At 70.4% G+C, this 15,345-nt stretch carries 15 protein-coding genes and 1 pseudogene; 7 read left to right on the top strand and 9 right to left on the bottom strand.

The window, feature by feature from the left end; genetic code table 11:
- Positions 1-60: 60 nt before the first annotated feature.
- Positions 61-1,920, bottom strand: coding sequence for a M1 family aminopeptidase (locus tag AB0I51_RS43550; protein WP_362984260.1), 1,860 nt, complete (start codon positions 1,918-1,920; stop codon positions 61-63).
- 292 nt (positions 1,921-2,212) lie between these two features.
- Between AB0I51_RS43550 and AB0I51_RS43545 the strand changes: the two genes are divergently transcribed.
- The 3 genes from AB0I51_RS43545 to ppk2 are packed head-to-tail and all read left to right on the top strand — an operon-like array spanning position 2,213 to position 4,550.
- Positions 2,213-3,367 carry an inorganic phosphate transporter gene (locus AB0I51_RS43545; RefSeq protein WP_362984258.1) on the top strand — a complete coding sequence of 385 codons (1,155 nt, stop codon included), beginning with the start codon at positions 2,213-2,215 and terminating at the stop codon, positions 3,365-3,367.
- Positions 3,368-3,384: 17 nt separating this feature from the next.
- On the top strand, positions 3,385-3,618 hold the full coding sequence (locus tag AB0I51_RS43540; RefSeq protein ID WP_362984257.1) for a hypothetical protein: 234 nt from the start codon (positions 3,385-3,387) through the stop codon (positions 3,616-3,618).
- Between the two features lie 41 nt (positions 3,619-3,659).
- The gene (gene ppk2, locus AB0I51_RS43535; protein WP_362984255.1) at positions 3,660-4,550 is read left to right on the top strand and encodes a polyphosphate kinase 2; all 891 of its coding nucleotides are present in this window, start codon (positions 3,660-3,662) and stop codon (positions 4,548-4,550) included.
- Positions 4,551-4,576: 26 nt separating this feature from the next.
- Here the strand turns inward: ppk2 and AB0I51_RS43530 are convergent, their stop codons facing one another.
- Both AB0I51_RS43530 and AB0I51_RS43525 read right to left on the bottom strand, forming a co-directional pair.
- Positions 4,577-4,963, bottom strand: coding sequence for a luciferase family protein (locus AB0I51_RS43530; protein ID WP_362984253.1), 387 nt, complete (start codon positions 4,961-4,963; stop codon positions 4,577-4,579).
- A 113-nt stretch (positions 4,964-5,076) separates the two neighbouring features.
- Positions 5,077-6,363, bottom strand: coding sequence for an aminotransferase class I/II-fold pyridoxal phosphate-dependent enzyme (locus tag AB0I51_RS43525; protein ID WP_362984251.1), 1,287 nt, complete (start codon positions 6,361-6,363; stop codon positions 5,077-5,079).
- Between the two features lie 147 nt (positions 6,364-6,510).
- Here AB0I51_RS43525 and AB0I51_RS43520 point away from each other — a divergent pair, with 147 nt between their 5' ends.
- Together AB0I51_RS43520 and AB0I51_RS43515 are read left to right on the top strand one after the other, a co-directional pair.
- Positions 6,511-7,989 carry an AlkA N-terminal domain-containing protein gene (locus AB0I51_RS43520; RefSeq protein WP_362984249.1) on the top strand — a complete coding sequence of 493 codons (1,479 nt, stop codon included), beginning with the start codon at positions 6,511-6,513 and terminating at the stop codon, positions 7,987-7,989.
- A gap of 31 nt (positions 7,990-8,020) precedes the next feature.
- Positions 8,021-8,506 carry a methylated-DNA--[protein]-cysteine S-methyltransferase gene (locus AB0I51_RS43515; RefSeq protein ID WP_362984248.1) on the top strand — a complete coding sequence of 162 codons (486 nt, stop codon included), beginning with the start codon at positions 8,021-8,023 and terminating at the stop codon, positions 8,504-8,506.
- Here AB0I51_RS43515 and AB0I51_RS43510 read toward each other — a convergent pair.
- From AB0I51_RS43510 to AB0I51_RS43495, 4 genes are all read right to left on the bottom strand, one after another.
- Entirely contained in the window at positions 8,503-9,231 is a 729-nt protein-coding gene (locus tag AB0I51_RS43510) for a Sir2 family NAD-dependent protein deacetylase (protein WP_362984246.1), read from the bottom strand. The two genes, AB0I51_RS43515 and AB0I51_RS43510, sit on opposite strands and share 4 nt — an antisense overlap.
- 43 nt (positions 9,232-9,274) lie before the next feature.
- Positions 9,275-9,586 carry a hypothetical protein gene (locus AB0I51_RS43505; protein ID WP_362984244.1) on the bottom strand — a complete coding sequence of 104 codons (312 nt, stop codon included), beginning with the start codon at positions 9,584-9,586 and terminating at the stop codon, positions 9,275-9,277.
- A gap of 204 nt (positions 9,587-9,790) precedes the next feature.
- Positions 9,791-10,288 carry an NUDIX hydrolase gene (locus tag AB0I51_RS43500; protein ID WP_362984242.1) on the bottom strand — a complete coding sequence of 166 codons (498 nt, stop codon included), beginning with the start codon at positions 10,286-10,288 and terminating at the stop codon, positions 9,791-9,793.
- A 302-nt stretch (positions 10,289-10,590) separates the two neighbouring features.
- Complete coding sequence (locus tag AB0I51_RS43495) at positions 10,591-11,310, bottom strand: SDR family oxidoreductase (RefSeq protein WP_362984240.1); 720 nt, start codon at positions 11,308-11,310, stop codon at positions 10,591-10,593.
- Positions 11,311-11,364: 54 nt separating this feature from the next.
- On the opposite strand from AB0I51_RS43495, the gene AB0I51_RS43490 reads away from it, so the two are divergent.
- Both AB0I51_RS43490 and AB0I51_RS43485 read left to right on the top strand, forming a co-directional pair.
- Positions 11,365-11,997: a TetR/AcrR family transcriptional regulator gene (locus AB0I51_RS43490; protein WP_362984238.1), complete on the top strand. Its 633-nt coding sequence runs from the start codon at positions 11,365-11,367 to the stop codon at positions 11,995-11,997.
- Complete coding sequence (locus AB0I51_RS43485; RefSeq protein WP_362984236.1) at positions 11,994-12,824, top strand: SDR family NAD(P)-dependent oxidoreductase; 831 nt, start codon at positions 11,994-11,996, stop codon at positions 12,822-12,824. Before AB0I51_RS43490 ends, AB0I51_RS43485 begins: the two co-directional genes overlap by 4 nt.
- A gap of 164 nt (positions 12,825-12,988) precedes the next feature.
- On the opposite strand, the pseudogene AB0I51_RS43480 reads toward AB0I51_RS43485, so the two are convergent.
- Together AB0I51_RS43480 and AB0I51_RS43475 are read right to left on the bottom strand one after the other, a co-directional pair.
- Positions 12,989-14,190, bottom strand: a pseudogene (locus AB0I51_RS43480) (IS701 family transposase).
- Positions 14,191-14,209: 19 nt separating this feature from the next.
- Positions 14,210-15,283 carry an ADP-ribosylglycohydrolase family protein gene (locus tag AB0I51_RS43475; protein WP_362984234.1) on the bottom strand — a complete coding sequence of 358 codons (1,074 nt, stop codon included), beginning with the start codon at positions 15,281-15,283 and terminating at the stop codon, positions 14,210-14,212.
- Positions 15,284-15,345: the final 62 nt, after the last annotated feature.

Here is a 15,345-nt window from a genome sequence, read left to right as displayed (position 1 = left end):
CCGGGGGCCCGCGGGGGGGGGGGGGGGCGCGCCCCCCGCCCCCCCCCCCACCCCCTTCCGTCAGCCGATGATGCGGTGCGTCGTCCAGAACGAGGTCAGGTCCGTGGTCGTCGCGGCCTGGGCCGCCGCCTTGAACTCGGCCGTGGTCGAGACGCCGTACCAGTGCGAAGCGGCGTAGTCCTTCAGGAGTTTGGCCATCACCGTGTCACCGAGGGTGCGGCGCAGGTCGTGCAGGGCGCACTTGCCGTAGCCGTAGACGACGGTGGAGTAGCGGGACGAGTGGGCGTCCCAGTAGGCCATCGAGTTGGTGATGTTCTCCGCGGAGGACGCCCAGGAGACGCTGTTCCAGCAGTTGGTGCCGGTCAGGCCCTGGGCCAGGTCGGTGGCGTAGTCGGTGAACGCCTCGTCCAGCCAGGGGCTGTTGTACTCGTCGTCGCCGACGATGCCGTAGAACCACTGGTGGCCGATCTCATGGGTGAGTGCCGTGGTGCTGACCAGGTCGAGGACGAAGCCGGGGTACTCCATGCCGCCGAACCAGAAGTTGTTGTCGATGACGGCGTCCAACTCGCCGTACGGGTAGGCGCCGAAGCGTCCCGCGTGGGCGTCGACCGCGGACTTGGCGGTGGTGAGCATCGACTGCGCGTTGGCCGAACTGATGCCGGTCACCGAGTAGATGTTGATCGGGGTGCCCGCCGTCGACGTACCGGAGATCTTGGTGAACGGGCCCGCCGCCCACGCGAAGTCGCGGACCTTGGACGCGGTGGCCGTGGTGACCGTGCGGCCGCTGGTGCCGGGGGTGTCGACCGAGGTGCCGGTGGCCGGGACCAGCAGGGTGGTCGGGTGGTCCAGGGTCACCTTGAAGTCGGCGGCCAGGGAGTAGAAGGACTCGCCGTTGTTCGTGTACGGGTCCAGGTGCCAGCCCGAGCCGTCCTTGATCGCGAGGACCGGCAGCGCGTTCCCGATCATGCTGAACGCGCCGTCGTAGCCGAACCGGTCGGCGCCGCTCGGGACGGTGATCCCCAAGTCGAAGCCGATGGTGGTCGATTGACCCTGTGCGAGCGGGGTCGGCAGCGCGATCTGGAGGGCCGTGCAGGCCACCGAGAGGGCTCCCGCGGTGCCGCCGGTGACGTTCGTGACGGTGATCGGCGGGGCGGAGCAGGTGCCGTGGTAGTTGTCCCACAGCCGCAGGTACACCTCGGTGAGCGGGGTCGCCGAGGCGTTGGTGAAGGTCGTGCTCTCGTGGCCGGTCCAGACCGTGCCGGCGGTGTTGCTGCTCAGACTCACGGTGTACGCCGGGGCGGCCGGGGTGCGCGTCGAGTCGGCCGGCGGGGCCGTGTCGCCCGAGGTGTTGAGGGCGATGTCGTCCAGGACGAAGCTCGTCTGGAGGCTGGAGTCCTCGACGCCGCTGAAGGCGAGGCTCACGGTCTGGCCCGCGAACGACGACACGTCGAACGACTTCTGGACGTAGCCGGTGGCCTTGTTCAGGTTCGAGTAGGTCGCCAGCGTCGTGCTGCCGATCTTCGCCGTGAGCTTGTCGTACGCGGTGGACGAGGTCGTCTCGGCGGTGTCGATGTGCAGCCAGAAGGTCAGCGTGGCGCTGCTGCAGCCGGACGGGATCGTCACGCTCTGGGAGAGCGTGTCGGTGTGCGTGCCTCCGGTGCCGTCCAGCCAGGCGAAGCTGGTGCCGCCGTGGGCGCTCTGGCCGGTGCGGCTGGTGATGACGGTCGTCGAGGACTGGGTCCAGGACGAGGTGCCGCTCTCGAAGTCGCCATTGCCGACCACCTGCGCCGGGGTGCAGGCTGCGGCAACGGGAGCCGCGGACGGTGCCGCGGCGGCCGGGGTGACGGGGAGTGAGAGGGCGGCCACCGCGGCGACGGCGAAGATGCCGGCTGCGAGGGCTCTGTGGGGGGTCGGTCTCACACGGAACTCCTTATACGGCGGCCGGGATCCCGGCCTGCTCGGTGGCCGCCCGGCCGGACTGGGTGTGCCGGTGGGCGGCCTCGGGAACGCGCGTAGTTGTTGCGTGATCGCGGAGGAAGCTTCGCAGATTTGACCGGGCCATGCCATAAAAAGAAGGAAGTGTGCGCATGAAGTGCAGGAAGGTGCGAGCGGGGGCCGGAGGGGGCCGTACGTACGCCCGCGTTGACCGGGCCATGCCTGGATTTGGTCTCGGGTTGGCCGAATGTACGCCTTCGGTTGCTTCCATCGAGCGATGGACCACATCACGTTCCTCGTGGCGGTCGTCATCGTCACGGCCTTGGCCTTCGACTTCACCAACGGATTCCACGACACCGCCAACGCGATGGCGACGTCCATCGCCACCGGGGCACTGAAGCCCAAGACGGCGGTTCTGATCAGTGGGGCTCTCAACATCGTCGGCGCCTTCCTGTCCACGGAAGTCGCCAAGACGATCTCCGGCGGCATCGTCGACGACACCCTGGTCACGCCGGGGATGATCTTCGCGGGGCTGGTCGGAGCGATCCTCTGGAATCTCCTCACCTGGCTGCTCGGGCTCCCTTCCAGCTCCTCGCACGCCCTGTTCGGTGGCCTGATCGGTGCCGTCTGGGTCGGCGCGGGCACCAGCGGGGTCCACTTCGACAAGGTCGTGGAGAAGATCCTGATCCCCGCGGTGGCCTCCCCGCTCGTGGCAGGAATCGCCGCTCTCCTCGCCACTTACCTCGCCTACAAGATCACCGCCCGGGCCCGCAAGGACTCGGTCACCAAGGGCTTCCGGATCGGCCAGATCGCCTCGGCCTCGCTGGTCTCCCTCGCGCACGGCACGAACGACGCCCAGAAGACGATGGGCGTCATCACCCTCACCCTGATCTCCGTGGGCGCGCTCGGCCACGACGCCGGCCCGCCGGTGTGGGTCATCGCCTCGGCGGGACTCGCGATCGGCCTCGGCACCTACATCGGCGGCTGGCGCATCATCCGCACGATGGGCAAGGGCCTCACCGACATCCAGTCCCCGCAGGGCTTCGCTGCCGAGGCCGCCTCCACGACCGTCATCCTGACCTCCGCCCACCTCGGCTTCGCGCTCTCCACCACCCAGGTCTGCTCCGGCGGCATCCTGGGCGCGGGCCTCGGCCGACGCCTCGCCGAGGTGCGCTGGGGCACGGCCGGCCGCATGGTCATCGCCTGGCTGGTCACCCTCCCGGCCGCCGCCGCGGTCGGCGGTCTGTCCGCGACCGTCGTCAAGCACGGCGGCAACCTCGGTACGGCCCTGATCGCCCTGATCGCCGCCGCCGTGGCCGGATTCATCGTGATCGCCTCGCGCCGCAACCCCGTGCACGCGGACAACGTCAACGAGACCCACGAGGTCACCATCCGCAGCGAGGCGTCCACGGACGTCCGTACGGCCGCCTGAGTCAAGGGAGTTGAGGAATGAGTCTGGACTGGAACGCCCTCGGCGAGGTCTTCGCGGTGAGTGTCGGAGTGACCGTCGGCGTGGTCGTCGTCTTCGCGCTGGGCGTGCTCGGCATCGCCCAGGTCGAGACCGCCCGCGAACAGGACGGCGGCACGCACGCCCTCGGGCTCGCACAGGCGGGCTTGTGCTTTCTCGCGTGTGCGGCTGTCGTGGCCTACGGCATATATCTCATCGTGCCGCAGTTCCACTGAATGCCGCTGATCAACCGAACACCATCGAGAAGGAGGCCGGGATGACCGAACTGTTGTCGGGGCTGCGCGTCGACTACACCGATCAGGACGACCCGGTGCTGATCCGGCCCGACGGCAGCCCGGTGGACACCTGGCGCGAGAACTACCCGTACGAACAGCGCATGGAGCGCAAGGAGTACGACTGGCACAAGCGGCTCCAGCAGATCGAACTGCTGAAGCTGCAGCGCTGGATCAAGGAGACCGGACGCCGGCTCGTCATCGTCTGCGAGGGGCGCGACGCGGCCGGCAAGGGCGGCACGATCAAACGGTTCACCGAGCACCTGAACCCGCGCGGCGCCCGCGTGGTCGCCCTGGAGAAGCCGAGCGAGCGCGAGAGCGGTCAGTGGTACTTCCAGCGCTACGTCCAGCATCTGCCCACGGCGGGCGAGATCGTGCTGTTCGACCGGTCCTGGTACAACCGGGCCGGCGTGGAGCGCGTGATGGGGTTCTGCTCGGACGACGAGTACCGCCGCTTCATGCGCCAGGCCCCGCTGTTCGAGCGGATGCTGGCGGACGACGGCATCGACCTGATCAAGTTCTGGTTCTCCGTCTCACAGGGGGAACAGCGCACCCGGTTCACGATCCGCCAGGTGGATCCCGTACGGCAGTGGAAGCTCAGCGCCATGGACCTGGAGTCCCTGGACCGCTGGGACGACTACACGGCCGCCAAGGTCGCCATGTTCCGGGAGACCGACACCGAGCAGGCGCCCTGGACCGTGGTGAAGAGCAACGACAAGAAGCGCGCCCGCGTCGAGGCCATGCGCAGCGTGCTGGCCCGCTTCGACTACGCCGACAAGGACGAGGAGGTCGTCGGCCGCCCAGATCCGCGTATCGTCGGCGCGGCGGCCACGCTCCTGGAGGCGGGGGAGGACGACACGGCGGCGGTGTTCTAGAGGACAGGGCCCTTGGGGACCGTGTCCTAGTCGCTGTCGCGCGGCACCAGCGTCACCCGGTGGAAGTTGCAGCCGGTCATGGGCGGGCTCCCGGACGGGGATCCGCCCGCGTGTGCCTTGAGGGCGACACTTACCAGGCTCAGCAGCAGGTCGACGTCCGTCTCGCAGTCCAGGTGGACGGTCACCCAGCGGGAGCCCGGGATGATCCGGATAGCGGTCGACTCACTGAGATCGTGATGGAACCGGAGGATGGCCCCGACAGTGAGATGCAGGTCCACATCGTGGTCGGAGTGGAAATGCACGATCTCGCTGTGGGCGGACCGCAGCGCCCGCCCCGTACCGCAACTGGCCGGGACCGCGCTGAGGTCGCGCCAGCCTTCCAGTCGCTGCATGGCTCTCTCGGCCAGGGTCATGTCCCCATCGTGGACTGCTCACCGCCTCGCAACCAGAGGTTGAGCGATTTGTAACCGTGGCGTGAGGTACCGCACACCTCCGGATCATCCGGTGTGCGGTACCTCGCGCCGGGTCAACTCGCGTCCGCCACCAGCTTTTCGTAGCCGACGAGCCGTACGCACGTGGCCACCCCCTCGATGATCTCCTCGATCTCCGAGGCGTCCGGGAAGGAGGGGGCGATCCGGATCGTACGGTCCCTGGGGTCGTCGCCGTACGGATGGGTGGCGCCCGCCGGCGTCAGGGCGAGACCGGCGTCCGCCGCGCGGCGCACCACCTCCCGGGCGCAGCCGTCGGGGACGTCGAGGGTGATGAAGTAACCGCCCCTGGGCGTGGACCAGGTGGCGAGACCGGTGTCTCCCAGCCGGTCGGTGAGGATGCGCAGCACGGTGTCGAACTTCGGCCGCAGCAGCTCGCGGTGCTTGCGCATATGGGCGCGCACCCCGTCGGGATCGCGCAGGAACATCGCGTGCCGCAGCTGGTTGACCTTGTCGGGTCCGATCGAGCGCTTGGCGCTGCAGGCGCGCAGCCAGGCCACGTTGGCCGGGGACGAGCCGAAGAAGGCCACGCCCGCACCGGCCAGCGTGATCTTCGAGGTGGAGCCGAAGACGAAGACCCGGTCGGGGTGTCCGCTGTCGGAGCAGGCCGCGAGGATGTCGGCGATCTCCACCTCCTCGTCGGTGAGGTGGTGCACGGCGTACGCGTTGTCCCAGAAGATCCGGAAGTCGGGGGCCGCCGTCGGCATCGCGGCGAGCCGTCGTACGACCTCGTCGCTGTAGCAAGTGCCGTCCGGGTTGCTGTACTTGGGCACACACCAGATGCCCTTGACCGCCGGGTCCTCGGCGACCAGCCGCTCCACCACGTCCAGGTCGGGACCCTCGGCGGTCATCGGCACCGGGATCATCTCGATGCCGAAGCGCTCGCACAGCGCGAAGTGCCGGTCGTAGCCGGGGACCGGGCACAGGAACGCGACCCGCTCCTCGTCGGCCCAGCGGCGTGCCGCCCCGGGAAGCGTGCCGAGCAGCGCGTGCACCAGACAGTCGTGCATCAGCTCCAGGCTGGAGTTGCCCACGGCGAGCAGCTGCCCGGCCGGCACCTGGAGGAACCCGGAGAAGATCTTCCGGAGCTCCAACAGCCCGTCCGCGCCACCGTAGTTGCGGCAGTCCGTGCCGTCGGCGGAGGTGTAGCGGCCGTCGGGCAGCGAGAGCAGTTCGGCAGACAGGTCGAGCTGCCGCGCGGAGGGCTTGCCGCGGGTCAGGTCGAGCGACAGCTTCTTCGTGAGGAGGGCTTCGTAGTCGCTCCGGGCCGCGTCGAGACGGGCCGGGAGGGAATCGGCGCTGTGCGAGGGTGAGGGAGGGGTCACAGAGGTCGACGCTACAAAGCCGGGCGTCACACTACAAACCGATGGGCGCGGCCTTCACCGGCAATGAACCGGACGGGGACCAGGCCACGGGACGTCGATGTCGGATTCCCGCCAGCCCCGGCCCAGCCCGTATCGGATGCTGGACACATGCAGAACGGGATGCACACCGACACGGAGCGCTGCGTGCGCGCGGTCCAGTCCAAGGATGCGCGCTTCGACGGCTGGTTCTTCACGGCCGTCCTGACCACCCGCATCTACTGCCGGCCCAGCTGCCCGGTCGTACCGCCCAAGCCGGAGAACATGACGTTCTACCCGAGCGCGGCGGCCTGCCAGCAGGCGGGGTTCCGCGCCTGCAAGCGCTGCCGCCCCGACACCAGCCCCGGTTCCCCGGAGTGGAACCAGCGGGCCGACCTGGTGGCCCGCGCGATGCGCCTGATCGCCGACGGAACCGTGGACCGCGAGGGCGTCCCCGGCCTCGCGGCCCGCCTCGGCTACAGCACCCGGCAGATCGAACGCCAGCTCCTCGCCGAACTCGGCGCCGGTCCGCTCGCCCTGGCCCGCGCCCAACGCGCCCAGACGGCAAGGCTGTTGATCGAGACGAGCGCGCTCCCGATGGCGGAGATCGCCTTCGCCGCCGGGTTCTCCTCGATCCGCACCTTCAACGACACCGTGCGCGAGGTCTTCGCCCTGACGCCGAGCGAGTTGCGCAACAGGCGCCCGAGGACGACCGTCCTCACCCCCGGCACGCTCACCCTCCGCCTGCCGTTCCGCGCCCCCCTCAACCCCGACAACCTCTTCGGCCACCTGGCGGCGACCGCCGTACCCGGGGTGGAGGAGTGGCGGGCCGGCGCGTACCGCCGCACCCTCCGCCTCCCCTACGGCCACGGCATCGTGTCCCTCACTCCCCAGTCCGACCACATCGCCTGCCGCCTCACCCTCAGCGACCTGCGCGATCTGCCCGTGGCCATCAGCCGCTGCCGCCGCATGCTCGACCTGGACGCCGACCCGGTCGCGGTGGACGACCAGCTGCGGACCGATCCGGTACTGGCGCCGCTGGTGGACAAGGCGCCGGGCCGCCGCGTCCCGCGCACGGTCGACGAGGCGGAGTTCGCCGTACGGGCCGTACTCGGCCAGCAGGTCTCCACGGCGGCGGCCCGCACCCACGCGGCCCGCCTGGTCACCGCCCACGGCGAACCGGTCGACGACCCCGAGGGCGGCCTGACCCACCTCTTCCCGTCCCCCGAGGCACTGGCGGCGGTGCACCCGGAGTCCCTGGCGATGCCGCACACCCGCCGCACCACCTTCACCACCCTGATCACCCAACTGGCCGACGGCAGCCTCCACCTGGGCGTGGAGAGCGACTGGGCGGAGACCCGAGCCCAGCTGTTGGGCCTCCCCGGCTTCGGCCCCTGGACGGTCGACGTCATCGCCATGCGCGCCCTCGGCGACCCCGACGCCTTCCTCCCCACCGACCTCGGAATCCGGCGCGCCGCCCAGGAGTTGGGCCTCCCGTCGACCCCGGCAGCGCTCACCGCCCGCGCGGCGGCCTGGCGGCCGTGGCGGGCCTACGCGGTCCAGTACCTGTGGGCGACCGACAGTCACCCGATCAACTTCCTGCCCGTATAAGGGAAGTGCAGACAAGCGGAGTGCAGACCAGATGAAGCAGCACACAGTGATCGACAGCCCCTACGGCCCCCTGACCCTCGTCGCGGACGACGACGGCACCCTCTGCGGCCTCTACATGGTCGACCAGCGCCACCGCCCCCCGGAGGAGAACTTCGGAACCCGGGACGACGCACCCTTCTCTTCCGCGATCGACGAGCTACAGGCCTATTTCGCGGGCGAGTTGAAGGAGTTCACCCTCGAACTGCGCCTGCACGGAACCCCGTTCCAACGCGCCGTCTGGGACCAGCTCCGCCGCATCCCCTACGGCGAGACCCGCTCCTACGGCGACCTCGCCGACGCCCTCGGCACCCCGGGCGCCTCCCGCGCGGTCGGCCTCGCCAACGGCAAGAACCCCATCGGGATCATCGTCCCCTGCCACCGGGTCGTCGGCGCGAACGGCAGCCTCACCGGCTACGGCGGTGGCCTGGACCGCAAGCAGCGGCTGCTGGACTTCGAGAGCGGGGCGGCGCTTTTCTAGACGCCCTGCAGGGTCAGCAAAAGCTCGGGCAGGGCCGTCCCGATCGGCTTCCGCACGATCTCGTCGGCGAGTTCGTCGTACGGCGTCGGCTCGGCGTTGACGATGATCAGCCGAGCCCCGTGGTCGGCGGCGACCCCGGCGAGTCCGGCAGCGGGCTGGACCTGGAGGCTGCTGCCGACGGCGATGAACACCTGGCAGGCCTTGGTGATGGCAGCGGCCTCGCCGAGGACGACGGGGTCGAGCCGCTCGCCGAAGAAGACGGTCGCCGACTTAAGGATCCCGCCGCACTCCAGGCACGCCGGATCCGCCTCGCCGGCCGCGACCCGGGCCAGGGCGTCCTCCATCGACCCGCGGGCATGGCATCCGGTGCAACTGAACTCCCGTGCGGTGCCGTGCAGTTCGAGCACCTTGCGGGCGGGCAGGCCGGCGAGCTGGTGCAGCCCGTCGACGTTCTGCGTGATGACCCGCACGGGTACGCCGGACTTCTCCAGCTCGACGATCGCCCGGTGCGCGGCGTTCGGCTCGGCCTGAAGCACGCGGTTGTCGCGGCGCATCTGCCACGAGCGGCGCCGGATCTCGGGGTCACCCATGTAGTACTCGTACGTCACGAGCTTCTCGGCCTCGGGGTCCCGCCGCCAGAGCCCGTCGGGACCGCGGTAGTCGGGGATCCCGGAGTCGGTGGAGATGCCCGCGCCACTCAGGACGGCGACGAGAGGCTTGTTCATGGGCCGAGGGTAGGTCGCCCGGGCGCGGGGAGGCGAACGGATATCAACTGCCCGTCGCCCAGCGGATCGCCGCGATCGCGCCGGTCAGCACGGCCGGGCCGGTCCACCACCAGCCCACGATCCGCCGCACGGACGGCAGCAGGCACACGGCCACCGCCGCACCGGCGGCACCGATCGCGAGGACGCACGAGAGCACGATCCCGGCGTACGCGTCGTCGTCCCAGGGCCCGGACGGGCGGATGGCCAGCGCCGTCCAGCAGCACAGCGCGGCGACGAGGGTGAGCAGTACGAGCGGTACGGCGAGGACCGGACGCAGGCAACCGTGGTCGTCGTCCACGGGGGAAGGGCTGGTCATCGGTGCGGTGGGCTCCTCGCCTCGTGCGGATGTTCGGGGTGTGCGCCGACTGGCACGGCCTGATGTTCGGGGTGCGCCGACCGACACGGCCCGGCGTCCGCCCATGGCCGGGTGATCGTCTCGCTTGACACAGCGCTCGTCGTGGAGGTCACGGTGCCCGCCGGCGTGAGCAACCCGCAGGACGCCCCCTGGGAGCGATCGGCGTCAGCTCGCCCTCTGTCCGTTCTCCAACTCCGCCGTCCCCGCACCCTCCGCCAGCACATCGAGGCCGACCAGGACCCGCAGCCCCAGGGAACCCGGCAGGTACTCGGTGAGTTCCGCGCGCGGGACGAGGCGCCAGGACAGGAGCTCCTCCTCCTGGAGCCGGATCGACTTGAGGTCGTTCGGGGTGAGGATCCCGCCGTCGTACAAGTAGGCCACCAGCGGCGGGTAGCCCGGCCCGTGGTAGATCCAGTCGACGGCCAGCAGTCGGCCGAGTTCGACGTCGAGGCCGATCTCCTCCAGCGTCTCGCGGCGCGCGCCCTGGCGCGGTGTCTCACCGTCGTCCGACTCGACGGTGCCGCCCGGAAGGGCCCAGCCCTCACGGTAGTTGGGCTCGACGAGCAGGACGTTGCCCTCGGTGTCACGGAAGAGCGCTGCCGCCCCGGCGAGGATGCGGGGGAGTCCGGCGAGGTACGTGGCGAAGTCTGGCGTGGTGGTCATTCAGGAAGGGTAACCAGCCCGTGCAGGCGCCTCTCCGACTCGCCGTCCGGCTCCGGGAAGCGACGGATCGCCGGGCAAGGTCTCAACGTCGGCCCGCCACCGCCGAGATGACCGAAGCGCTGCCACCCTCGGCCGCCCTGTGCCCGATGCCACGGTCCATCAGCGCCACCGTCGTCGCCGACAAGGCCATCGCCGAGCGTGAACTGCCCCCGAGGCCAATTCGGTTGGCGGCCTTCGAGTGTCCGTGTCGCGCCCTGCCGAGGTGAGACGGCAGGGCGGGACACCACGGCGCGGTGAGCCGGTCAGCCGAGCGAGACCAGACGTGCGCCCCCGTCGGTCTCGAAGACGGCGCCGGTGAGGTTGGCGTTGGTGGCGGTCAGGGCCACCACCTCCGCGATCTCGTGCGCCGAGGCGATGTGACGGACCGGCAGAACGTCGGCCGTCTGCGCGAAGTACGCGCGCTTGGCGTCCTCCGGCAGGCCGCTCCACCAGGGCGTGTCGACGAGCCCGGGAGAGACGGCGTTCACCCGTATCGGAGCGAGTTCCGCGGCCAGCGGCCTGACCAGGGCCTCGACGGCGCCGTTGAGGGCGGCGATGCCGGCGGTTCCCGGCATGCCGGCCCGCGCGGTGATGGCGCTGAGCAGGGTGATCGACCCGTCCGGTGCGAGGTGCGGCAGCACCGCCTGGATCGTGGTGATGTGCGGCCAGAACTTGGCCTCGAACGCACGTCGCAGCATCGTCAGGTCGAGATCGGAGACCGGCCCCGGCCCCTCGCTTCCCGCGGCGGCCAGGACCAGCCAGTCGACGCTGCCGATCGCCTCGGCGAGGGCACTCATCTCGTCGGGGTTTCCGGCGTCGGCCCGATGCCCGACCAGTCCGGGGTCGGTGTCGGCAAGGGCGTCGAGGCGCTCCTTGCCGCGGCCGGCGATATGGACCGCGGCACCCCGTGCCTGGAGCAGGCGGGCCGTCGCGAGCCCGATGCCGGACGTTCCCCCGACCACTAAGGCGGTGCGCTGGGACATGACGTCTCCTTATTTCGAACCGTGGCGTCTCGAATTAAGCTAGCCTCCATGGTCATGGACAAGCAACCCCCTTCGGAGTCACGCCCGGGACGCAAGCGCAGCGAGGAGAGCCGGATGGCGATCCTGGTCGCGGCGTTCGAACTGGTCGGCGAGGTCGGCTACGCGGGCCTGACGATCGAGGGAATCGCCCACCGCGCCGGATGCGGCAAGCAGACGATCTACCGCTGGTGGCCCTCCAGGGCCCACGTTCTTCTCGATGCGCTCGCCGTGAAGGCCGATCTGTACGTCACGAACGCCGACCACGGTTCCTATGCCGACGACCTGAGGGTCTTCCTGGAGGACTCGTTCCGGCTCGGCCGCCGACAGCGCGTCGTCGACATCCTGCGCGTCCTGATGGCGGAGGCCCAGATCAACGAGGAGTTCGGCCGGCTCTTCCGCAGCGCCTTCCTGCAGCGGCGGCGCGACGCACTCCAGGTCGTCCTCGACCGGGCCCGGGCGCGGGGCGACCTGCCGCCTCGTCCCGCTGCGTCCACCGTCCTGGACATCGTGTTCGGCACCTTGTGGTATCGCATCCTGGCCACGGGCGAGCCCCTGGGCGCCGACCTCGTCGAGGAGCTCACGGCTCTCCTCGTGCAGGCCGCACCACCCCCGACCGGCACAGCGACCGCCCTGGGAGACCGGCGATGACCCCTTCCCGCACCGTCCTCGTCACCGGCGCCACCGACGGCCTCGGCCTGGCCCTGGCCGAACGTCTGGCGGCGGACGGCGCCGACCTGATCCTGCACGGACGCGATCGGGCCAGACTCGACCGCATCGCGGACCGGTTCACCGCCCGCGGACCGGCCGGGCCCCGGACCGTGACCGCGGATCTCGCCGACCTCGACCAGGTCCGCCGTATGGCCGCCGAGATTCGCGCGTCGACGGACCGGCTCGACGTCCTGGTGAACAACGCGGGCATCGGCGGCGGGCAACCGGACGGCCGCACCCGCCGTACCAGCGCCGACGGCCACGAGCTGCGCTTCGCCGTCAACCATCTCGCCGGCGTCCTGCTCACCCTCGAACTCCTGCCGCTGCTGCGCGCGTCGGCACCGGCCCGCATCGTCAACGTCGCCTCCATCGGCCAACACCCGCTCGACTTCGGGAACCTGATGCTGGAGCACGACTACGACGGCTTCCGGGCCTACGGTCAGAGCAAGCTCGCCCAGATCGCGTTCGGCTTCGAACTCGCCGCCCGCCTGCCCGCCGGCGAGGTCACGGTCAACAGCCTCCATCCCGCCACCTACATGCCGACGAAGATCGTCCTCGCCGAGGTCGGATACAGCGTCGACACGCTGGAGGAAGGAGTGACCGCCACCCGCCGGCTCGTCACCGATCCCGCACTCGCCGGCATCACCGGACGCTTCTACGACCGCACCCGTGAGGCACGCGCCCATTCCCAGGCGTACGACACCGAGGACCGGCTGCGGCTGTGGCGGGCGAGCCTGGAACTCACCAAAGCCGAGAGCCCCCTGTGATGAGCGCCGCTGACGGCGTTCGCCGCGCCGACTAGTAGTGCTTCGTTGGGTTGTGGGCTGTCTGCGGCTGTTCCGGGGGCTGGGCAGGAGGCGTCCGCAGGTGGTGCAGGTACCGGTCCAGCACCTCAGCAGGTCCTGAAGAACGTCGAGGACCTGGTAGAGGGTCAGGCCGGTGTGCGGACTTTTGGGTCGAGTCGCCCGAGGGTGAGGAATGCCTGGGCGGCGGTGACGAGGGTGACGTGGTGGTGCCAGCCGCGCCAGGTGCGGCCCTCGAAGTGGTCCAGCCCGAGGCCGCGCTTGAGCTCGCGGTAATCGTGCTCGATCCGCCAGCGCATCGTGGCCCACCGCACCAGGTCAGCGGCCGGTGTGGTGGCGGGCAGGTTCGATATCCAGGCGTCCGTCGGAGTGTCCTGGCCGTCCGGCCATTCGACGCGGAGTGTCTGGACGGGCAGGACACCGTCCCAACGGTTGCGGCCGCCGCCCGCCTCCTGGGCTGCGGCCAGGGACTGCTTGCCCGCGGGCCGCACTGTCAGCACCGCGAACCGTGAGGTCATCGTGCCTTTGCCGCCCTGCCTCCAGGTCACCTCGGTGAACCTCGGCGCACCCGCCTGCGCTGCGAGGACGCAGACGGCCCGCGGTGGGGTGCGGTAGCGGGGAAGGGCGGGCGGTCCGAGCCCGCCGTAAGCAGGCTGGTGCGGTTCGACATCCTCCGGGTGGGCGACTTCCTTCCCGGTCAGGGCCAGGACATAGGACAGCCCTCGCTCCTCCAGGCCGAGCCGGAAGGGGGTGCTGACGCCGTAGCCGGCATCAGCGACCACCACCGGCGCCTTCAACTGCCAGTCGGCGAGTGTGTCCAGGAGGCCGAGTGCGAGACGCCACTTCTCCCGGTGCACCACGTCGTCGGGGCTCCTGCCCTGCGGCATCGGTCGGGCTCGTCCGCCCACTCGCGCGGCAGGTACAACTGCCACTCCAACGGGCACGAGGCGGTGTCGGCGGCGGCATGGACACTGACCGCGACCTGGCAGTTCGCCCGTTTGCCGACCGCTCCGCAGTACTGGCGGGCCACCCCGACCGACGCCTTGCCGCACTTGGGGAACGACACGTCGTCGATCACCCACACCTCGGGCCTGACAACTCCGGACAGCCGCTCGGCGATCCGCCGTCTGACCGGAAGCGGATCCCACGGCGACTGGTTCACGAACTGCTGCAGGGCCTGCATGTTCCCGTCCGGCAGACGCCCGGCCATCGGCTGGATCGACTTGCGCCGGCCATCCGGCATCAGCCCCCGCAGATAACACTCGCCCCGGAGCCGTTCCACTTCCCCCAACCTCACTCCGGGAAGCTGCCCACGATCAGCCGAGATCACTCAACGTAACGAAGCAGTACTAGCTGTCCGCGACCGCCAACTGCACGGTCCGCTTTGCCAGTTCACTGATCCGCACCCCGTCGAAACCGAACACCGCACTGCGCACGGTGTCCTCCAGCGGGTCCTTCCACTGCCCGGGGATCGCGTCCGCGCCGGTGAGGACCCCGGCGACCGAACCGGCGGTCGCGCCGTTCGAGTCGGTGTCGAGGCCGCCGCGGACGGTGAGCGTGATGGTGCGGGTGAAGTCGCCGTCGCCGTACAGGAGTCCGGCGGTGAGGACGGCCGCGTTCGGGATCGTGTGGATCCAGCCGAGCCCCGCCGTCTCCTCGGACAGTGTGGTGAGCGTGTCCTCCCAGGTCATCCGGGTCTCGTGCAGCGTGAGCACCCGGCGTACGGTGCGCGCGAGGCGGCAGCCCGGCGGGATCACGGTCAGCGCCGTGTCCAGCGCGTGCCGCACGGTCGGTGCGGTGAACGCCGCCGAGATCAGCGCGGCGGCCCACATCGAGCCGTAGACGCCGTTCCCCGTGTGGGACAACACGGCGTCCCTGCGCGCCAGTCGGGCCGCGCGGCGCGGGGAACCGGGACTGGTCCAGCCGTAGATGTCGGCGCGGATCAGGGCGCCGATCCACTCCTGGTAGGGGTTGTCGTGCGTGGCCGTCAGCGGGGGTTTGAGTCCGTTCGCGAGGTTGCGGTAGGCGGCGCGCTCGGCCGTGTACGTCTGGAGGTACGGCAGGCGCAGCAGCCACAGTTCGCCGACCTGCTCGGTGCTGAAGCCGAAGCCGTGGATCTCCAGGAGGTCGAGGCCGAGGACGGCGTAGTCGACGTCGTCGTCACGGCAGCTGCCGTGGATCCGGCCGCGCACGCACCGCTGCCACTCGGGGCGCAGCTCGAAGCCGTCGTCCTCGCCGGCCGGCTCGGGCAGGTAGTCGGTGAGCGGCAGGGCGGCGGCCCGCCGGAGATAGCGGTCGATGCGGTCGCGCGTCCACAGGTCGCCCTGCTCGACCGGCTTACCGAGCATGTTGCCCGCGATCCGGCCCAGCCAGCCCCCGAGGATGCGGTCCGCGAGCTCTGGCTCACTGCCCACAGGGGTCATAGGACCGGTCTACCCGATTCAGGGGGTGACCGCGCGGGGTTCGACCGGTCCGCACAGGGTAC

Origin of the sequence: Streptomyces sp. NPDC050549, assembly GCF_040655035.1 — a bacterium.
Taxonomy (GTDB): domain Bacteria; phylum Actinomycetota; class Actinomycetes; order Streptomycetales; family Streptomycetaceae; genus Streptomyces.
This window is presented reverse-complemented; position numbering and strand designations above follow the sequence as displayed.